General features: G+C 30.3%; 21 protein-coding genes. All 21 read left to right on the top strand.

The genetic code is table 4. From position 1 onward, the window contains the following. The 21 genes from recR to cysS all read left to right on the top strand — a co-directional run bounded on the left by recR (position 1) and on the right by cysS (position 21,616). Positions 1–591 carry a recombination mediator RecR gene (gene recR / locus CXP39_RS03900; protein WP_027048292.1) on the top strand — a complete coding sequence of 197 codons (591 nt, stop codon included), beginning with the start codon at positions 1–3 and terminating at the stop codon, positions 589–591. A gap of 3 nt (positions 592–594) precedes the next feature. Further along, positions 595–1,227, top strand: a complete 633-nt coding sequence (tmk, locus tag CXP39_RS03895) for a dTMP kinase (RefSeq protein WP_027048291.1) — start codon at positions 595–597, stop codon at positions 1,225–1,227. Next, positions 1,209–1,952 (top strand): hypothetical protein, encoded by a 744-nt coding sequence (locus CXP39_RS03890; protein ID WP_027048290.1) that lies wholly within the window; start codon positions 1,209–1,211, stop codon positions 1,950–1,952. Before tmk ends, CXP39_RS03890 begins: the two co-directional genes overlap by 19 nt. Then, positions 1,952–2,674: a tRNA1(Val) (adenine(37)-N6)-methyltransferase gene (locus tag CXP39_RS03885; protein ID WP_027048289.1), complete on the top strand. Its 723-nt coding sequence runs from the start codon at positions 1,952–1,954 to the stop codon at positions 2,672–2,674. The genes CXP39_RS03890 and CXP39_RS03885 overlap by 1 nt, the downstream gene beginning before the upstream one ends. A gap of 146 nt (positions 2,675–2,820) precedes the next feature. Then, entirely contained in the window at positions 2,821–3,729 is a 909-nt protein-coding gene (locus CXP39_RS03880) for a MurR/RpiR family transcriptional regulator (protein WP_027048288.1), read from the top strand. Between the two features lie 89 nt (positions 3,730–3,818). Then, the gene (gene tilS / locus CXP39_RS03875) at positions 3,819–5,003 is read left to right on the top strand and encodes a tRNA lysidine(34) synthetase TilS (RefSeq protein ID WP_027048287.1); all 1,185 of its coding nucleotides are present in this window, start codon (positions 3,819–3,821) and stop codon (positions 5,001–5,003) included. 63 nt (positions 5,004–5,066) lie between these two features. After that, complete coding sequence (gene ftsH / locus CXP39_RS03870) at positions 5,067–7,133, top strand: ATP-dependent zinc metalloprotease FtsH (RefSeq protein ID WP_051591879.1); 2,067 nt, start codon at positions 5,067–5,069, stop codon at positions 7,131–7,133. A gap of 60 nt (positions 7,134–7,193) precedes the next feature. Then, positions 7,194–8,054 (top strand): Hsp33 family molecular chaperone HslO, encoded by an 861-nt coding sequence (locus tag CXP39_RS03865; RefSeq protein ID WP_027048286.1) that lies wholly within the window; start codon positions 7,194–7,196, stop codon positions 8,052–8,054. Between the two features lie 364 nt (positions 8,055–8,418). Beyond that, positions 8,419–9,306 carry an ABC transporter ATP-binding protein gene (locus tag CXP39_RS03860; protein ID WP_425437677.1) on the top strand — a complete coding sequence of 296 codons (888 nt, stop codon included), beginning with the start codon at positions 8,419–8,421 and terminating at the stop codon, positions 9,304–9,306. Positions 9,307–9,497: 191 nt separating this feature from the next. Beyond that, on the top strand, positions 9,498–10,160 hold the full coding sequence (locus tag CXP39_RS03855) for a nitroreductase family protein (RefSeq protein ID WP_027048284.1): 663 nt from the start codon (positions 9,498–9,500) through the stop codon (positions 10,158–10,160). Positions 10,161–10,363: 203 nt separating this feature from the next. Further along, entirely contained in the window at positions 10,364–10,678 is a 315-nt protein-coding gene (locus CXP39_RS03850; protein WP_027048282.1) for a DUF1904 family protein, read from the top strand. 1 nt (position 10,679) lies between these two features. Next, entirely contained in the window at positions 10,680–11,657 is a 978-nt protein-coding gene (gene dusB / locus CXP39_RS03845) for a tRNA dihydrouridine synthase DusB (RefSeq protein ID WP_027048281.1), read from the top strand. Positions 11,658–11,682: 25 nt separating this feature from the next. Next, positions 11,683–13,188 carry a lysine--tRNA ligase gene (gene lysS, locus CXP39_RS03840; RefSeq protein WP_036256433.1) on the top strand — a complete coding sequence of 502 codons (1,506 nt, stop codon included), beginning with the start codon at positions 11,683–11,685 and terminating at the stop codon, positions 13,186–13,188. Positions 13,189–13,335: 147 nt separating this feature from the next. Next, positions 13,336–13,776: a 30S ribosomal protein S6 gene (gene rpsF, locus CXP39_RS03835; RefSeq protein WP_027048279.1), complete on the top strand. Its 441-nt coding sequence runs from the start codon at positions 13,336–13,338 to the stop codon at positions 13,774–13,776. 33 nt (positions 13,777–13,809) lie between these two features. Further along, entirely contained in the window at positions 13,810–14,274 is a 465-nt protein-coding gene (locus tag CXP39_RS03830) for a single-stranded DNA-binding protein (RefSeq protein ID WP_027048278.1), read from the top strand. Between the two features lie 21 nt (positions 14,275–14,295). Next, the gene (rpsR, locus tag CXP39_RS03825; protein ID WP_027048277.1) at positions 14,296–14,523 is read left to right on the top strand and encodes a 30S ribosomal protein S18; all 228 of its coding nucleotides are present in this window, start codon (positions 14,296–14,298) and stop codon (positions 14,521–14,523) included. Between the two features lie 1,440 nt (positions 14,524–15,963). Then, positions 15,964–16,407 carry a 50S ribosomal protein L9 gene (gene rplI, locus CXP39_RS03820; protein ID WP_027048276.1) on the top strand — a complete coding sequence of 148 codons (444 nt, stop codon included), beginning with the start codon at positions 15,964–15,966 and terminating at the stop codon, positions 16,405–16,407. A gap of 1 nt (position 16,408) precedes the next feature. Then, positions 16,409–17,752, top strand: a complete 1,344-nt coding sequence (gene dnaB / locus CXP39_RS03815) for a replicative DNA helicase (RefSeq protein ID WP_027048275.1) — start codon at positions 16,409–16,411, stop codon at positions 17,750–17,752. Between the two features lie 80 nt (positions 17,753–17,832). Beyond that, a complete protein-coding gene (locus tag CXP39_RS03810) occupies positions 17,833–19,227 on the top strand; it encodes a hypothetical protein (protein ID WP_027048274.1) in 1,395 nt (464 codons plus the stop codon). A 143-nt stretch (positions 19,228–19,370) separates the two neighbouring features. Beyond that, on the top strand, positions 19,371–20,282 hold the full coding sequence (locus tag CXP39_RS03805; protein ID WP_027048273.1) for an ECF transporter S component: 912 nt from the start codon (positions 19,371–19,373) through the stop codon (positions 20,280–20,282). Between the two features lie 8 nt (positions 20,283–20,290). Further along, positions 20,291–21,616, top strand: a complete 1,326-nt coding sequence (gene cysS / locus CXP39_RS03800; RefSeq protein ID WP_027048272.1) for a cysteine--tRNA ligase — start codon at positions 20,291–20,293, stop codon at positions 21,614–21,616. Position 21,617: the final 1 nt, after the last annotated feature.

Below are 21,617 nucleotides of genomic sequence, written 5' to 3'. Positions count from 1 at the left end.
ATGAAAGAATTTTTGTTTGATGAATTAGTTGAAAAAATTCGTAAGACTGAAGGATTAACGAAAAAAAATACAGAACGTTTGTTGACAAAATTAATTCAAAATGAAAATACTTTTGAAATCTTTTTAGCTGATCTACGGGAAGTTAAAGAAAAAATTACTGTATGCGAAGTTTGTTTTTACTACAAAATAGAAAACGTCTGCCCAATTTGTAGTGATGAATCAAGAAATAAAAAAGTAATTTGCGTTGTCAGCACAGCCTTGGATGCTAAAAGCATTGAAAATGTCGGTAAATACAAAGGCGTATATGCCATTTTAAATGGAGAGATTAATATAACTAAAAATATTACGCCCGATAAATTAAAAATAGAGAAACTATTTGCAAGGTTAGAATTTGATAGTGAATTGATTTTGGCGTTGAATGCTACTTTTGAAGGCGAAGTAACTGCTAATTTCATAGCTCAAGAAGCAAGAAAACTAAAGATTAAAACTACAAGAATTGCAAAAGGAATTCCAATGGGGGGAAGTCTAGATTATATGGATGAAAGTACTTTGGAGAATGCTATCTTAAATAGAAAGAACTATGAGGGTTAAATAATGTTTATTACAATTGAAGGAATGGATGGTTCAGGAAAAACAACTGCAATAGTTCCCATCAAAGAATGTTTAGAGTCATTAGGATATAAAGTTTTATTGACAAGAGAACCGGGTGGTCATAAAGTATCTGAAAAAATTCGCAAGGTTATTTTAGATGATGATAGTGAAGGAATGCATCCTTGAACTGAAGCGCTATTATATATTGCTTCAAGAAAAGAACATATGGATAAAGTTGTTGCTCCAGCTTTGCAAAAAGGATATGTTGTTATTTCTGATAGATTTATGGATTCAACAAGCGCTTATCAAGGAAATGCTCGCGGTTTGGGAATTTCAAAAGTAAATGAAATCCAAGAAATTGTTTTGGATGGATGCATTCCAGATTTGACAATTTATTTTGATTTAAACATGGAAGAAGCTGAACGAAGAATCAACAAGAGACCGGAATTAAAAAACCGTCTTGATCGTGAGGGTTTAAATTTTAAATTGAGAGTTAAAGAAGGATATGATGAATTGATTAGGAAAAATCCAGATAGAATTAAGGTTATTGACGCAAACTTAGGAATTGAGGAAGTTCAACAACAGACTAAAAAAATTATTGTTGAGGCTATTGCAAAATGACAAGCAAAGAATTAGTATCCCACTTAAAAAAACTCTATAAAAATGGCAGGCTTTACAATTCAATAATTTTGAGTTCCAAGAATCAAGTAACTAATCTATCAATAGCTGATGAAATAGTACGATATATCTTTTGTTCAGAGCACTTACAACGTGAAAAAAAATGTAATAATTGTGAAAGAGTCATCACTCATAAAAATTTAGATATTATATACATAGGTGACGGTAGAACTGCAATTACTAAAAATGAGGTTCAAACTATTATTGAAAAAATGTCAATGACGGCATCAGAAAATAATGGTAATAAAGTTTATATAATTGCTAATATTGAAAATTTAAAGGTTGAAGCTGCAAATTCACTTTTAAAATTTTTGGAGGAGCCACCAACAAAAACATATGCAATTTTATTATCAAATGATCGCAGCAAAATTTTGCAGACAATTAGATCTCGATGTAAATTATTTGTTATTCAAAACAGCTATGAAAGTTTTGAATATAATGCTTTTGAAAATCTAATAATCGCAAAAGATAAAAATAGTTATTTGTTGGCTGCTCAAGAGTTTAAAAAATGTCAAAAAAAAGATTTAATTATGATGGTTGAAGAAAGCTATTCTCGCACAATTATTAAAAATTTTCCGGAGTTTGCAGAAGCTACTCTATTGCTGCTCGAAGATCTAAAATATATTGTTAATCCAAATTTATCGATTGATAAATATTTTATTACTATAGCAGGGGTGGTTTAATGAAAGTATTAAATGAAATTTTAGGATACAAAAATCTTCAGTTGTATCAAGATAGTGAGATGTTTAACTTTACTTTAGATAGCATTTTGGTTGCTCGTTTTGCAAATCTCAGCAATAAGCGAACAAAAATTGCAGACTTTGGCACAAACAATGCCGTGATTCCTTTAGTTCTAAGCAAATATACCAAGGCTTCAATTATTGGAGTAGAAATTCAAAGCAAAGCTATACAGCTAGCACAGGAAAACGTTGTTTTAAATAATTTGGAAAGTCAGATTACTATTGTATGCGACGATATTAAAAATTTTGCAAAAGAAAATCATGATTCTTTAGATTTAATTATTTGTAATCCACCATTTTTTAAAATGGAGGGCAAACCCAAATTACGTGAAGTTAGCGAGGCTGTTGCTAATGCGCGACATGAGACTTTAATAACATTAGATGAAATAGTTGAGTCCGCAGCACTAGCTTTGAAAAATGGGGGACTTTTTACTTTAGTTCATAGAGCAGATCGTGCAGGAGAAATCATAACGACATTTTCAAAGTACAAAATAGTTCCAAAGCGAATTAAATTTGTTCATTCAAAAATTGATCAGTCCGCAAAAACTGTTTTAATTGATGGTGTTCTTAACGGAAATTTGGGTACAGAAATTTTGCCACCATTAATTGCACATAATGATGATGAAACTTATACAAATGAATTGTTAAGTCTTTTTAGAGATTAGGTCAATACTTTCTTTGAAAAGTGAGTTCATAACTAAAAAAAAATTGAAAACCATAAATTGTACAAATGAATTAGAATAAAACCTTTTTGTTATATAAATATTGTTGTTAAATATTAACACTAAAAAGTAAAGGCGGCCAGTTTTATATGGAAATTCAAAAAATCATTTCAAAAATTAAATTATTTTCACAAGATACAAATAGTAACTATGCATTGACTAGTAGAGTTATTTTAGAAAATATGGAAACAGTGGTGTCATTAAGTATTTCAAAAGTTGCTCAAATGGCGTATACTTCATCAACATCAATTACGAGATTTTGTCAACAGGGTTTAGAACTTGATGGATTTGGTGAGTTACAAACAATTATTAAACTGTATTTGAAAAATCAGGAATCACGCATTATACATGAAGAAGCAACCAGGAACGAAAGTATGAACTATAAAAGTGATGAATGGATTTTTAATGAAGCAGTTTGAGCATTGGAAGAAACACGTGAGTTAATTAATGATATTGAGTTAGAAAAACTAGCAAATGAAGTTAAGAATGCCAAAGTAATTGCAATTATTGCATTTAATAATGGAATAGATATTTTGCCTGAAATTGTTAACAAATTATCTATGGTTGGATTGCCACCAGTTGTTATTCAACATCGAGAAGTTCTTGAGCATGTTAGCGATATATGTGATGAAAGTTGGCTATTTATTACAATAACATATTTTGGAGAACGTAAATTTGTTGCCGAGTCGCTTGCAAAAATCAAGCAAAACGGTTCAAAAATAGCCCTAATATCAATTAATCACCAAAATGATTATGTCAAGCACTCAGATATTTGAATTCAGTTTTCAGGAATCAATGACAGTGATCCTTTGCAAATGACGAGATATTCAACTCTTTCAGCATTGCTTTATACATTCCAAATTTGTTTTATTAAGATACTGCGAAATGACCCGGAACGATTTAGAAAAATTTATCGAAAATGTAAGATTGATGTACCAGAACTTGAAAAAGAAATTGAAACTCAAGATGAACTCGAAAATCAATCTACAAAAAAATAAACCGAATAATAATGTTAAAGAGCATCTTTTAATGCTCTTTTTTGTCTTAAAATTCCTATATTATTAAAATATAAAGAGAAAGGGACCAAATGATTAATTTAAACAGAAATGAAAAATACTTGGTAGCTGTATCAGGAGGCCCTGACTCAATTTTTTTATTAAATAGCGTTAAAAATTATGAAGTTATTGTTTGTCATGTCAATTATCGTTTTCGTAGCGATTCTAATAATGATCAAAGAATTGTTGAAGAATTTTGTAGCGCAAATCAAATTAAATGTGAGATCTTAAATGTTGAATGTGAATACTCAAATTTAAAGCAAAATTTTGAAGAATTTGCAAGAGAGACTCGTTACAATTTTTTTAATAAAATTGGTATAAAATATGGAATCAAAAACTTGTTAGTAGCTCATAATTTTAATGATCTGGTTGAAACTTATATTATGCAAAAACGCCGTCAAAATAATGTCGATTTTTTTGGTCTACGTTCAATAACCACATACAAGAGTTTAACAATTATACGCCCAATGCTGAATTTTTTAAAAAGCAGCATTTTAGAAAGCCTAAACAGTTTTAATATTGAGTATGCAAATGATTTGACTAATCTTGATTCAAAGTATTTGCGAAATGAAATTCGCAGCCAACTAAATGAAAAAGATTTCGAAAACTATTATTTTCAAATTAACAAAGAAAATAAACAATTAGAAAAGTTGAAAAATGAGGTCAAATTTTATACATTAAATAATTTAAGTGCTGATGAGTTAATTTTGCAAAAAAAGTTAACAAGTTTTAGTCAAGAAAAAATTCAAAGAATTCTATTTTATTTTTTAAAAACTATAAAGAAAGATTATCTTTTGCAAAAACGCAAAAATAGTACGATCAAAGAAATTGCCTGACGGTTGAAAACTTCTAACAAACCGTTTTGAAAAATAAAGTTGGATGATTTTTTCTTAATAAAAGATTTTGATAGACTGTTTTTAGCTCCATCAACGGCTTTTGATTTCAAAACAATTATCATTAAGTCTCAACAAGATTTATATTTAGCAGAAGAATTTGTCAACTGATTAGAAATTTTTACCACAATTAAAAATGATCGAGAGCGTTATCCATATGTAATTACAAATAATTATGAAGTGTACAAACAAACGACATTCGTCGAATTTGTAAAAACTAATCGCTATTTGATAGATAATAAAATTCGCTATCGAAATCGTATTTATAAAGCTGTTGTGTATAAAGAAAATGAGCTAAAAATATTAAATAAAATGACAAGATAACAAGTTAAAAAAACTTGCAAGATATGATATCATTATTTATATTTAGCCAAAAGGAGAATACTGATGAAAAAGAAAAAAAGTTCTTTATGGTTCTGGATAATTTCATTACTAATAGTAGCAATTATTATTGCAATTATAGTTTTCACAATTAAAGGAACAACTCAAGTTATTGGATGAGAAGAATTCATTAAATATATGGGAAATACTGAAGAAAAAATTAAAAACTTGACGATATATAATTCAATAAATGGTACTACTCAAATTCATGGAATTATTCACGGAGAAAAAGGGTGAACAAAATTCGTTGTTTATGCTACCCAAAATCAAGTGAACACTGTTGACAATGTTTTGGCAGGAATAATTGGCGAAGCACCTTCTGAATGGGTTAAAGCTATTCAAGAATGAAAAGGTTGAGCAAAAAATTTATGAGGTGACAAACCTACTGTTCCTCTTGTGCCTTCATCTGCAGCAGCAATAATTTCATCAATATTGCCAATGATTATTTTAATAGCTTTATATATTGGTATTTACTACTTTATGACTAAAAATAGTGGTGGAGCAGGTGGTCCTGGTGGAATGTTTGGAATGGGTAAAAATAGAGCTCGTCAAACTAAATCAGATGTTAAATTTGCAAATGTAGCAGGGATTGAAGAGGAAAAATCTGAATTAGTAGAATTAGTAGATTACCTAAAAAATCCTCAAAAATACGCTGCAGCTGGAGCAAGAGCGCCTAAAGGTGTTCTAATGGAAGGACCACCAGGAACTGGTAAAACTTTATTAGCAAAAGCAGTTGCAGGAGAAGCGGGAGTAGCATTTTTCTCAATAGCAGGATCAGAATTTGAAGAAATGTTTGTTGGGGTTGGAGCAAGCCGTGTTCGTGAAATGTTTAATGATGCCAAAAAATCAGCACCAGCAATTATCTTTATTGATGAAATTGATGCTGTTGGTCGTAAACGTAACTCAGGAATGGGTACAGGAACTAACGAACAAACTCTTAACCAATTGCTAGTTGAAATGGATGGTTTTGGAACAAATGCGGGAATTATTGTTATGGCAGCAACTAACCGTGCTGATGTTCTAGATCCAGCTTTATTAAGACCAGGACGTTTTGACAGGGTAATTCAGGTTTCATTGCCAGACATTAAAGAACGTAAAGCAATTTTATCATTGCATGCCAAAGGTAAAAAAATATCTTCTGATGTTAATTGACATAGAGTAGCTGAAAGAACTCCAGGATTCTCGGGAGCTCAATTAGAAAACGTACTTAATGAAGCTGCGATCTTAATGGTTCGTGAGGGACGAGATATTATTACGATTAAAGAAATCGATGAAGCAATTGATCGTGTAGTTGGTGGACCAGCTAAAAAATCACGTGCAATGACTTTATTAGATAAACAAATCGTTTCTTACCATGAATCAGGACATGCTTTAATTGGATTGAGACTTGATAGTGCTTCTAAAGTACAAAAAGTAACAATTATTCCTCGTGGAAATGCGGGTGGTTATACAATTATGACTCCAAGAGATGAAACAGTATTTTCTTCTAAAAAAGACTTATATGCAACAATTGCGGGTTATCTTGGTGGACGTGCAGCCGAAGAAATTATGTTTGGAAAAGACAACGTAACTACGGGTGCTCATGATGACTTAGATAAAGCAACAAATATTGCAAGAAGAATGGTCGTTCAATTTGGTATGTCAGATTTGGGAATGACTAAATATTTAACAATGGCTGAAGAATCATACGGTAAAATGGAAGGGACATATTCTGATGCAACAGCGTTAAGAATTGACTCTGAAATTGAGAAAATTTTAAATGAAGCTTATATTTTAGCAATTAAAATTATTAAAGAAAACAAAGATACTTTGGAATTGTTAGCTGAGTCTCTTCATGTTTTGGAAACAATTACTGCAGAGCAAATTGATTACATTGATAAAAATAATGCATTGCCACCTGAAGTTATTGAAGAAAAGAATAAATATCAAAAAGAAAAAGCAAAAATTGAATCTGGAGAAATTATTGATATTGATTTAGATGATATTGTTGAAGAAGTTGATACTCCTGTAGATATTGACAATAATATAATTGAAGACACATCAGAAGATGATGAAAAAGAGAAACAAAAATAATAATTAAATAACGAAATGAGTAGTCATTTCGTTATTTTTATAGAAAATGAGATTTAAAATATGGATATAAGAATTCGTGGAATAAGTTCTAAGCACAATGCAAAAATTTCAATTGTTGATATAACAGAATCAATGCAAAAGATAATTGAATTACAAGGATCAAATCCGTTAGTTACAATAGCTCTTTCAAAGTTCACAGCTGCAAACACGCTACTTGCTATGGAATTGAAAAACGGAGAAAAAATGACAGCAAATATTTCAACTAAAGATGGAAAAATTGGTAAAATGATCACTGAATTTCAAAATGACAAAATTCGTAGTTATGCTCAGCATAATAATTTTGACTCTCGTGAAATTTTGAAAATGGAAAATCCCATTATTGGAACAGTTGGGACTCAAGGTAGCTTACTAATTAGTCAGGATTTAAATATGCGTGACCCGTATGTTTCAAATACCGATCTTGTTGATGGAAGTATTGATTTAGATTTTATGAATTATTTGAGAAGCTCTAATCAAGTACAATCGTTTATTACAACTAAAGTATCATTGAACAATGATTTTACAATTAAAAAAGTTGTTGGAATTCTAGTTCAATTATTACCAACTCACACAGAAAATGATATTGATTACTTGGAAGAAAAAATTGGCAATAGTAGTTATGTTGGAGAAATTTTGCTTAAATCAACTAATTATGAAGCTCTAATCAAAGAAATTATTGAGGATGCAGTAATTTTAGAACAACGCCAATTACAATTTGAATGTACATGTTCAAAAGAAAAAGTTATGAGATCAATTAAAATGTTGGGCCAAGCTGAAATTTCTAACATTATTGAAGAAAAAAAAGATGTAGAAATTGTTTGTGAATTTTGTAGTAGGAAGTATCTAGTTAATTCAAATGATATTTCAGAGTTGTTGGATTAATAAAAAATAATCTATAAAAAAGTAAACTTATTGTGTGATAAAATATTTTTGACATTGTTTTGAAATTAAGGGAGGATAAATGACAAATTTTACAAAATTGGAAAAATTAAAAGAAGCTTTGGCTAGCACTGAAAAAAATTTGGAGTGACAAAAGCAATCTTTAATTGAAGACAATCCAGATCGTGACAAGCTAATTCAAAAATTAGAAAAAGTGGCAGAGGATTTGAAAGAAAAGATTAATAGATTTGAGTCTAATAATATTGAAGAGCAAAAAGAGGAAATTATTGCGGATAAAGTTAGTGATGAAAAAGCAAAAATTTCTAAAAAAACTGTTTCTAAAAAAACTGCAAAATTAGAGCCTGTCATTAATGATAGTGATAGAAACTTTTTAAACGTTGGCGAAAAGCCTGATTTTGAGGACGGAGTTAAAGGGCTAAAACAAAAACTTAAACGTCAAAAACAGTTAACTGCTAAATACTCAAAAAATATATTAGATGGTGATGTTATAACGACTGAGAATTATCAACCAAATTTGGATAAACATATTATTGAGTTAAAAAATGTTCGCAAATCTTATATTACAGGAGATTTGGAAACGCCAGTTTTAAAGGGTATCGATATTATTTTAGATAAGGGTGATTTTATTGTTATTTTGGGACCATCAGGGTCTGGAAAGACTACTTTCTTAAATATTATTTCTGGCTTGGATAAAGCAAGTGAAGGAGACGTATTTATTTTAGGATCAAATTTAACACTGTTAAAAGATTCACATTTAACTAAATTTCGTCGTCGAAATGTTGGATTTATTTTCCAACAATACAACTTGCTAACTAATTTAACAGCTAAAGAAAATGCTGAAGTTGGTGAAAATCTTTCATCTAATAAAGAAAATGCAATGTCAATTGAAGATATTTTTACGACTATTGGAATGGCCGAGCAAATGAACAAATATCCTCATCAGATGTCTGGAGGACAACAGCAACGTGTTTCAATTGCGCGTGCTTTAGCAAAAAATCCAAACATTCTTTTTGCAGATGAACCAACAGGAGCATTGGATGAAGAAATGGGGCGTAAAGTTCTTGAAATTTTAGTTAAAGTAAATCGTGAATATAAGACAACAATCGTTGTTGTTACTCATAACCCAAATATTGCTAAAATCGCTAACACGGTGATTAATATTAAAAATGGACTAATTGACAGTTTGGAACATAATGATACTCCTGCTGACCCACGAACAATTGATTGATCATAATTAAAATTAATATTTTTTAATTAAATACTCTATATTTTTTGAAGCAATTTTTTTCAAAAAATATAGGGCATTTTTTTATTTTTTAAACAAAAATTTCTTTACCTTTATTTTAAAAAATGTAAAGAAATTTTCAATACAATATTTGTTTTTTTTAGTATATTTAATTTATAAAAAGAAAAAGGAGAAATTTTATGTCTGAAAATAAAAGCCATCATGTTTATGAATTAATTCGTAATCGTCGTGCCACAAAGAAAATGGTACCTGATTATATAATTGATGAAAAAACTTTAAACTCAATTACTGAAGCCATCCGTTGAACTTCAGCAAGTTATGGAATTTTTAGTTATAGAATTATTGTTTTGCCAAGAAACAGCTTAAGAACTGAGTTAGCCCCATATTTTTTTAATCAGAGTCAATTTGTAAACGCGAGTCATGTTATTTTATTTGTCAGTGCTAAGGAAAAGTACTTACGTGAATCTCTTGTTGAAAAAAGTATTTCTGCTACTGTGCCAGTTGAATCTATGCGTCCTTCAAGAACAGAAGCGGTTTACAGCAATTGAAGCCAAAATCATGTTTTACCTGATTGATGAGCACAAAAACAAGCTTATATTGCTTTAGGGAGTGCGATGATTGCTGCAGCTGATGTTGGAATTGGAACAGGACCAATGGAAGGTTTTGATAAAGACAATGTCAACAGTACATTAATTAAGCATAAATTGATTAATGGGGAAAATGAGCAATTTGTTGTTGCTCTAGGAATGGGAAAACCAGATTTGCAAGATCCTTATGTATACTTTTTTGATAAAGTTCGTATGAACGAGAAAGAATTTACAACAATTTTAAAAGAAGATTAAGTGATTAATCTAAAATATGTTATTTTTAAAAGTTTTTGCAAATTTTTGAGCAGGCTCTCAAAATTTACAAAAACTTTTTTTTTTTTTTTTGTTTCAAAAAGTCGTAATTTGCTTAAACAACAAACTCATTTTCACTTTGAAAACTTGTTTTGTTGTCTTTTGAAGTTTAAAAAGTTAAAATTAATTTATTATGGAGGTACCCTATGCCAATTTTAAAATTCAGTGGAGTAAGCAGAGAAGCGGTTGAAAAATATTCACAACTAATTGATGAAATTGGAAAATTGGTCAATGCTGCTCCTGAAAACATTATGTTCATTAGCGAAGAAAGTGATATTCTTCCTAAAGTAGAAAATAAAGGACCAATTTTTGTTTCTGTTGAATGAATGGCACGTTTGGATAAGGAAGAACTTTTGGCTAAACATTTGACTGACTTTTTTAAAAACTATGGAACAAAAGTAGGAGTATTTTTTACAGACGTTAATAGCAAGTGATATATGAATGGAAATAAAGTAGGTTAAAATGAAAATTGGAAATATTGAGATAGTAGGACAGGTAATCCAAGGACCAATGGCAGGAATATCTAATGCACCATTTAGAGTTATTGCTAAGGAAAAAGGCGCAGCTTTGGTAGTTGCTGAAATGGTGTCAATTGAGGGGATGGTCCATGAAAATGCCAAAACTTTTAGCATGCTGGCTGTTGATCCGACAGAACATCCAATGAGTATGCAAATTTTTGGTAATGATGTAGAATCGTTTATTAAAGCAGTTAAGTGAATTGACGCAAATGTAGAATGTGACATTATTGATTTAAATATTGGTTGTCCAGCACCAAAAGTTGCCGTTCGCTCAGCTTCAGGTTCAAGTTTGCTAAAAACTCCAGAACTAATTTATGATATTGTAAAGGCAGTTGTAGCAAGTACTAAAAAGCCAGTTACTGCAAAAATTCGTTTGGGTTGAGACAAAGATAGTGTTAATGCAATTGAGGTAGCTCAACTAATTGAAAAAGCAGGCGCAAGCGCAATCGCAGTTCATGGACGAACACGTGCTGACTTTTACACCGGCCATGCAGATTGAGAAAAAATAAAGGAAGTTAAAGAAGCAGTGAAAATTCCTGTTATTGGTAATGGCGACGTTATTGACGCCAAAACAGCAAAGAAAATGTTAGACGAAACAGGTTGTGATGCTGTAATGATTTCACGAGCATGTCAGGGGAACCCTTGAATTTTCGGCCAAGTTAATCATTATTTAAAAACTGGGGAGGAGCTTCCTGGTCCTGATTTTGAAGAATGAAAAGCGACTGTTGAAAAACACGCGGAAATGCTAGTTGAATTAAGAACTGAAGAATGAGGAATGCGTGAGTTTAGAAAACATTTAGCATGGTACTTAGATGTATTACCATACAAGGCAAATGTTAAGGCACTGAAAGATAAGGCAAATCAAATTTTGATATTACCAGATATTCAAGCAATTATAAAAGAGTATATTGATTTTAAATAATCATAACAAGAAAGGAAAACCTACAATGGCAATTGAAGAAAGAAAATTCACGGAGCAAGAACAAATTCGTCGTGAAAAATATCAAAAATTAGTGGTAAAAGGTAAGGACCCTTATAAAATTAGTAAGTACGAAAAATCTGCATCTTTGACTTTTTTAAATAAACAATTTGGTAATTATACTAAAGAAGAATTAGCAAATTTGGACCAGGAATGCATTTCTGTGGCTGGTCGTATTAAGCTTTATCGTGAAGCTGGTAAAAAAGCGGCATTTGTAAATATTGATGATCAAGATGGCTCAATTCAACTTTATGTAAGAATGGATGAAATTGGAGAAATATTATTTGAAGATTTTCGTGAGTTAGATTTGGGAGATATTATTGGTGTTAAAGGTATAATGATGAAAACCGACCATGGAGAATTAACAGTTAGAGTCAAAGAATATACACTACTATCAAAAGCCTTAAGACCATTACCAGATAAACATGCAGGTATTCAGGACATTGAAGAAAAGTATCGTCGTCGTTACGTTGATTTAATAACAAACCATGATGTCAGACAAACATTTTTAAAGCGCTCTAAAATTATTCGCACGATTCAGAATTTTTTGGATTCCAAAGGATATATTGAAGTAGAGACACCAATCTTACACGCTGTTAAGGGTGGAGCTGCTGCAAAACCTTTTATTACACACTATAATGCATTGGATACTGATGTCTATTTACGTATTGCAACAGAGTTACATTTGAAACGTTTGATTGTTGGTGGTTTTGAGGGAGTTTACGAAATCGGGCGTATTTTTAGAAACGAAGGAATGAGTACTCGCCATAATCCAGAATTTACAAGTATTGAATTGTATGTAGCTTATGAAGATATGAATTTCTTAATGGGATTAACTGAAGAAATTTTTAAAATATGTAATGAAGCTATTGGTAATCCTAATGTAATTAGTTATGGCGGACATCAAATTGATCTGTTTAAACCTTTTAACAGATTACACATGGTTGATGGAGTTAAAAACATTACAGGAGTTGATTTTTGAAAACAAATGACAGTTGAACAAGCTTTAGCGTTGGCTAAAGAACATAATGTTCATGTTGAAAAACATCAAGAAACTGTGGGACATATTATTAATTTATTTTATGAAGAATTTGTAGAATCAACAATTATTGAACCTACTTTTGTTTATGGACATCCCAAAGAAATTTCTCCATTATCAAAAACAAATCTTAATGATTCACGTTTTACTGATCGATTTGAATTATTTATTCTTGGCAGAGAATATGCCAATGCCTTTTCTGAACTAAATGATCCTATTGATCAATATGAACGCTTTAAGTCTCAAATTGAAGAAGAAGCGGCTGGAAATGATGAAGCAAATGATATGGACCTTGATTTTATTGAAGCATTAGAACACGCCATGCCACCGACTGCTGGAATTGGAATTGGAATTGATCGATTAGTAATGTTACTAACAAATTCTGAATCAATTAAGGATGTTTTGCTTTTTCCTCAAATGAAACCAAAAGAATAATTTCTAAAGACTACGAGCTATCGTAGTCTTTCTTATTAAGAAAGGTTTTAAAATAGTTGAGATTAAGTTATAATTTAATATGCGAGTTAATTACACGGATTAACTCCTTGGCTTAACGGCCCACAAGACCATAAGGAGAATTTAATTATGATTAGAAAATATGAAATTATGTATATTCTTGATCAAGACGTTAAAGACGCTAAAGAATTATCAGACAAATTGAATGGTATTTTAGCTGAAGGTGGAAAAATTATTGAAAGTAAAGATTTAGGATTAATGAACTTTGCTTACGAAATTGATCACAAGAAAAAAGGATTCTATACAGTAGTTATTGTTGAAGCAACAACAGCTGCAGTCGCAGAATTTGAACGTGTTGCTGGAATTGACAGAAATGTTGTTAGAACATTAGTTTTAAATACTGAAAACTTACAAAACTATGAACAAACAACAGAATTATCAAAAACAGATATGACAAAATTTGAAGAAGAACGTCGTGAAAGAAGAAACTTCAAAAAACCATTTAACAAAAACTTTAATAGAGAAGATGCGCCAAAAGCTGAAGCTCCAAAAGCTGAAGAAGTTAAATAGTATTAATTGCAAGAAAGAGAAGGGGGCAACAATATGAACCAAGTTAGTTTAATTGGTAGATTAGCCAGAGATCCTGAATTAAGAGAAGCTGGAAATGGATCTAAATTTTTAGGTTTTACATTAGCAGTTTCTGAATTTAGTCGTGATAAAGAATTCACAAACTTTATTCCATGTGTTGCATGAGATAAAGCAGCTGAAAATATGGCTAAATTCTTAAAAAAAGGTAGTTTAATTGCAGTTACAGGAAGAATTTCAGTGAGATCAAACAATACAAACGGTAAATATGAAACTATCGTAAATGTAAACGCTGACCGTGTACAATTCCTTGAATCTAAAAGTAACAACGCATCAACTGCTTCAAACCAATCATCACAATCTGATTCAAATTTTGATTTAAGTCAAAATAATGGTTTTGTTCAAGAACAAGAACCAGTTGGTAACCTTTCTAATGAAGATGAAATCATCTTAAGTGATGATGATTCTATATTATGAGATTAATAATAGAAGGAGTAAAATTTTATGCAAAAAAAATTCGTTAAAAAAAGAAAAAAAGTCAATTTCTTTGCCAAAAATAGTATTAAATACATCGATTACAAAGATGTTGAAATGCTAAAAAAATTTATCTCAGGAAATGGACAAATCTTACCAAGAAGAGTCACTGGTACATCTCCAAGAGATCAAAGAGTTTTGGCATTAGCTATTAAAAGAGCACGTCAAATGGCTTTATTACCATACGTTGTTGAATAATAAAACTTTAGTACGGATTGACAAAAATTAAAAGTGCAAGGCCAATGATTTATTCGTTGGGCCTTGCACTTTTAATTTGCATGTAAAAGTATTTTTAGCGTTAAAATATTCTAAGCGTTAAGTAAACAGGCCTTTAAGTGTTATTGCGTAAATTGCCTATAATTTGTTTAGCTTAGCAATTAGATATGTAGTTATAATATAAATGCTTAAAAAAATTTTAAAGACGTAGAAGTTTTTAGATTTTTAGCTTAATTTGGTATTGTTATTTTAAACTAGCAAGGCACTCTCTTTTCATTTTTTGTATATAAGAATAAATTTTCCAATAAAAGGTACATTGTAAATAAAGACATGTTTTCTAGTAAAATTGGGAACCCCAACTTTTCTGGAAAATTTGTTATGCATAATAAAAAAATATTTGTTGTTGACTCGCAAAGTAACTATATAGAATATTATGATACTGCTTTAAATAAACGCATAGAATTAAAATCAGCAACAGGTTTAAAACACTCTTAAAAGATATTACTATAGTTAACAACAAAATTTACGGTTTATTAGTAATGGTGAAATTAGCAAAATTAAATTAAACACTAATAGTTTCGAAGCCGAAGTAACTTTTAGTGATAGTAGTAAAACATTTAACAAGCTTGCTTCATATAATAATCAATTGTTTATTTCGACGTCATATTCAACAGAAGGATTATATAAATTAGACAGTAGCAAGCAATTAGTTAGTATTGCTTCAGTAAACGCAATTAGTGCTGATATAGAAGCGATGCATGTTGATGGAAATAAACTGTATATGCTATATAATAAGAAAAAGAATTCTTCTTATTTAGAAAAAAATATACATATATTGTTTAAAATATACATTCTTAAATGAACATAATTTACTAATAAGTAATAAATGTAGAAAACTTTATATATCGTGCTGCAAATTACAAGAATTTGCAGCACTTTTTTATATTAATCAATTGGCAATTGCCTTAAATAAAAAGTATTTAAACCTTTTTTTGACTATAATATTTACTTTTTTAAGCGCGAACTAAAATTTTGAATAGCATATAATTGGTACGATATATACTTTTTTTCATTCAAATAACTATATTTGTTAATAATAGTTTCAACCTTATAATAGCTTAAATACAAAATTGTTTTATAACTCAAGTTGATCAATAATTTTGCAGCACTGATATTATTTTTATCCTAACTTTGTAAATATTTTTTTTGGGTAATGATGATAGTTTTCTAATGTAGTATTGCTAGATTGTTACCTAAATAAGACTTTTTGTAGTTAAATATTAAATTTTTTTAAATCTAAAGTTTATTTTAAATCCATGTTAAAAATTATAGACTGCGCTTGGTTTTTTATTTTATATAACAAAGACCTTAATAAGTAATGGTTTTTATAATAAAATAAGTATATGAAACGGAGCTGATTATATGAAAGTTATATTTTTAAAAGACGTTAAAGGTCAAGGGAAAAAAGATGAGGTTAAAGAAGTTTCTGATGGATATGCTAGAAACTATTTATTACCAAATGGATTGGTCAAATTGGCAACTGAAAATAGCATTAAGACATTAAAAACTAAACTTCAAACTGCTAATGAAGAAGAAGAATTGGCAAAAGCACAAACAATGCTAATTAAAAAAGCAATTGAAGAAGTAACACTTAAATTTAAGCTACAAGTTATCGATAATAAGGCATTCGGATCAATATCAAATCAAGATATTGCTGATCAATTAGCAAAAGTTTATCATATTACTGTTGATAAAAGAAAATTTATTAACTTTAAAAATTTAAACCACATTGGTTTACATTATATTCGTATTAAATTGGACTTTGGAATTGAGGCCAAATTAAAAGTAGAAATTAAGGAAGTATAAAATGGAACATCAAACACAACAACAATTTGAGGTATTGGATCAAGCAGAAAAAATTGTGCTTGCAATTGCAATTCATTCTCCTAATGCATTACCCGATATTTTGGTGCGTTTGGTAAGCGATGACTTTTATCAAAGTGCTCATAAATTAATTTTTAATGCAATTGTAGAATTAAGCCAAAACTCAAAGGAATTGTCTACAACAACTGTAGCAATATACTTAGAAAGCAAAAAACAATTGGAAAAAGCTGGTGGAGCTGAGCAAATTTCAGAAATTGGAAATTATTTTTATACTGATGAAGGTGTAGAGGATTATATCGATATTGTTTTTAAAGCAAGCATGTCAAGAAAATTTGATTCAACTTTAATGAAAATTCAAGAATTGCGTAAAAGTAATTCAAGTTTGGAAGATGTTTTAAATCAGGCGCAAAGAGAATTGTTAGAAATTGATTTAGAAGCCAAAAAATCTGAAATTTTATCTATTGGAATTGCAGCTAAAGAAGTTATCAAAAAAATTAAGGATTTAGAGCAACGTGAAGAAACTTTGACTGGAGTTACAACAGGGTTTGCAAAACTAGATAAAATGACATCAGGATTGCAATCTTCAGATTTAATAATTTTGGCTGCACGTCCGTCAGTTGGGAAAACAGCTTTTTCTTTAAACTTAGCTTATAATGCAGCAAATCAAGGTCGCAAAGGAGTGGCAATTTTTTCAATCGAGATGCCAAAGGAACAATTGACTCAACGTATTTTAGCAACAATGACACAAATTGATTCTACAAAATTACGTACTGGTAAAAACTTGCAAAAGGACGACTGATTAAAAATTACAAGAGCGGACGATCGTTTACAATCAACAAATATTTTTATTGATGATACTCCTGGAATTACAATTCAGCAAATTCAGTCAAAGTTACATAAGCTAAAACGCGATCATGAAGTTGAGTTATGTATTATTGATTACTTGCAATTAATTACAACACCAGGGGCAAATGGAAATGATCGACAAAATGAAATTTCTAATATTTCTCGTCAGTTAAAACGTATTGCGCGTGATACAGGAATTCCAATTGTTTGTTTATCTCAATTATCACGTGGAGTTGAAAAGCGTGAAGATAAGCGACCATTGATGTCAGACTTGCGTGATTCTGGAGCGATTGAACAGGATGCAGACATTATTATGTTTTTATTCCGTGATGATTATCAAAATCATAATCGTACTCAAGAGCAAATTGAAGATCCGATTTCAGAGGTTGAATTAATTATTGCCAAACATAGAAATGGTTCAACAGGAACAGTTGAATTATACTTTGACAAACCGCACGGTAAATTTACTGATAGAAACTAAGGGTCTTTTAAAACCCTTTTTTGTTGCTATAATATATATATTGTGCTTTAAAAGCAAATGATCTAGAAAGAGGTTATTATATGAAGAAAATACTAGGTCTTTTAATGTCGATGACAATTATTTCAGCAGGAACAGCTTCTGTTGTTGCTTGTACATCACCTGTTAAAAGTATTCCTACATATTTTGCAAATTCAGAAAATATGCTAAATGAAACTGATTTTGTTAAATGGGATAAAGATAATAATAAGTATGTAAAAGATGAAGAAGCTTTTAAAGAATGAAAAGCAAAAAAACCTGTTGATCAAAAAACAGCGATTAACATTGGTTTAAATGGAAGAACAGGAGTTTTTAATAGACTGCGTTCAGACATTTCTAATGTTTTAACATACAGCGGTCGTGAGACAACTAAGGACAAGTTTTTAGCACATAAAAAAACTTTTAAAGGAGTGGACGAAGGAACTAGCGTTGACGGAATTTATGATGACGTTTTGACAGAAACAAAGAAACCTGAAGAATATTATGCTAGATTTCAAAATACTCAAGTATCTTCGCTATTGGGACTATATCAGTTACAAAAATTTGTCAAAAGTGGCGATGTAACACAAGAAACTGCAAACAAAGCATCGGGAAATAATTTACAAGTTGTTGAGCAAAGTGAAGAATTCTTTAAATCAATCGCCAGTGAAGGCGATTATGCTTCAAAAAATGGTTCATTTACAAAAATTGAATATTCCTTCGAAGCAGCAAATGCAGATAACAAAATAGCGTATGTTGAAAATGGGGAAACAATTGAAAAAACTGAATTGAAGGTTGCTGAATATTTATCTCCAGAAACAAATGTTTATGAGCTATCTGAAGATGCCGCTAATAAGGCAAAAGGACAGACTGGAAATGCCGGTTATGACCCTTTCGCACAAAAAACGGTTTCTTCAGACTCAGTTGTTAAGGCAGATATTTTCCAATCAGCAGAGTTTACTAAAAAAGAAAAAACTGATGATTTTAGAAAAGAATATTTAGCTGTTTCTTCAGAAAGGCTAGATGATTTAAAATTTGAGTACGTTGCTACTAAGGATAAAGACAATAAATATTCTTTAACAGTTAATAACAAATTATCATATATAACTGCACCAACATCAATTGATGTTAAATATGTATACAATACTGACATTGAATTAAAAACAGGAGAAGAGAAAGGTCGTTCTTTTACTGTTGAAGCTAAAATTGAAGGAATTAGAGCGGTGTATCGTCCGTCAGTGGCAGGGGTTAAAGTTCAAAAAGACGGAAAAGCGAAAACTCAATTTGGTTGAGTATTAGTGGGGTATCAGTTTAACGGTGATAAGGATTCACAAGTAACTGAAAATGGTCAAAGTCTTGAAGCAGCCAATAAAAAAACGGGAACAATCACTTATCATAATAAATTTAAAGACTTTAAAATTAGTAATTTGCAAGTTTCTGAAGGCGATAAGGTTAAATAAAATCTTATTTTAAAAATATGGCATAGGCTATATTTTTTTTATCTTAAAGTTTTATATGCAAATTAGAGTAAAAAACCAATATAATTAATATTAACTAAGATTTTATAAGTATATGATATTCTTATGGTAAAAGGGGTGAATTTATGAAGGCAATTAGCGACTACTTGTTAGAAGGTCATAATTTAGCGATTGTTGCTACATGATTCACTTTTGCAATTGCAACACTTTATGCTGGTGGTCAGGGATTTATTTACAAATATAAAAAGCGTCGTAACATTCCATATACTGGAATGAAATTTAATACACGAAACATTACATATATTTCAATGATGGTTGCTGTATCTGTAGCAATTACCGTAGTTATTTCTTTAACCTTACCAGTTACGGTTTTTCCACCAATCAGAGTTGCTTTTGAAGGAATTATGATTAAAATAACTGGAATGATTTTTGGTCCTATTGTCGGTATTATTGTTGGATTAACAACTGAAACGTTAACAATGATGTTTGTTCCATCATATATCCATATTGCATATTTTTTAGTAGCTATTGGATTTGGGTTTTGATCGGGATTATGTTCATACGCTTTTAAATGAACAGGAAATAGAAGAGTTTTTTCAATTACATTAATTACAGGAGTAATTGTATCTTTTACCGGGCTTATGTGATTTATTTTTAGAAATGTAACGTTGGAAAATATTAATTTTTTGGGAATTGAACTTAGTCCAGCATTTTACCCTTATTTATTTTTAATTATGATGAGTATAACTTTAATAGTTGTATATGTTTTATGTGCCGTTTTATATTTTACGAAAAAAACATACTGACTAGATACTGTTTTGCCAGTTGTGTTAATTTGTGTTGTGACAGAATTAATTTGTACAATTATTATTTCAGCCTGAGGAGATTCTGGTTTTTTTGCATCAGGAGGATCTGATGCTTATATTTCAATGGTCGTTTTACGTGTTTTTCAAGTACCATTTAAAATTATTTTTAATACTGCTGTTTTGACTACTGTTTATTCTGTGCTAAGACCGCTAATTAAAAATACTAAATAGGAGGTTACATGAAAATTTATGATTCTCTAACTGGTGAAAAAAATATTTTGTCCTCTAAAAAAGTCAATATTTATTGCTGCGGGCCTACTGTTTATAATTACATCCATATTGGAAATGCTCGTCCAGTAATATTAGTTGATATTTTGATACGATATTTAAAAAGTCGTGGTGTAGAAGTTAATTATTTGCAAAATATCACTGATGTTGATGACAAGATTATTAAGAAGGCGATTGAGCAAAATTTGACTGAAAATGAAATTTCGTCTTTATACACTGAAGCTTATATAAAGGATTTAAAATCACTCAATATTATTATGCCAACTAAGTTAATTCCAATTAGTCAAAAATTACCTGAAATGTTAGATTTTATTGAAAAGCTTGTTGAAACCGGCGATGCTTATGTAGTTGATGGAGACGTTTATTTTGATATTAAAAAGTGATTTAAGATTTATGGAGAGTTATCGGGACGTAAAGTTGATGAATTGATAGCTGGCGAACGAATTGAAATTGATCTTAAAAAGCATGACCCATTGGATTTTGTGATATGAAAAAAGACAGACGCTGGAATCAAGTGAAAGTCAAAGTTTGGTGAAGGGCGTCCAGGATGACACACCGAATGCTCTGTGTTAATTGATGAATACTTTAATCATGAGACAATAGATATTCATGCTGGTGGAATTGATTTAAAGTTTCCGCATCATGAAAATGAGCGTATTCAGTTTATTGCATATAACCAACAAGAAATTGCAAAAAATTGAATGCATAATGGCCATGTAACATTAGAAGATGAAAAAATGTCAAAGTCATTGGGAAACACAGTTTTGGTAAAAGATTTTATTTTAAACTATGGATCAAATTTGTTGCGCTGATTTTTTTTAACATCGCAATATCGTCAACCATTAAATGTCAGCGAAAATATAATTAATCAAGGGGAAAAGTTTTTTGAGAAAATTGAAAATTTGCGCAAAAAAGTTTTGAATGCTTTGTTATCAAATGAGCAGTTTGTAGATGTAGAAATGAATAATCTGATTATTAAAGAATTTAATGATCAAATGGACAATGATATCAATACCGCATTGGTTTTAACAATTATTGACCGCGTTATTAAAGAGATTAATAAAGAAATAACTAATCAACAAGAAACACAGTGAATTGGAAAATTTAAAAGTCTCGAGCATATTTTTGCAACATTGGGATTCATGGAGCTTTTAAATGTTAAATTTACAGATGAGGATCAAGGGCTTTTTAAAGCTTGAAAGTCAGCTTTGCAAAAAAAAGATTTTGCGACTGCAGATAATTTGCGTCAACAATTAGTAAGAAAGAAACTGGTATAAA

The sequence above is a fragment of the Mesoplasma syrphidae genome, from assembly GCF_002843565.1.
GTDB lineage: Bacteria > Bacillota_I > Bacilli_A > Mycoplasmatales > Mycoplasmataceae > Tullyiplasma > Tullyiplasma syrphidae.
This window is presented reverse-complemented; position numbering and strand designations above follow the sequence as displayed.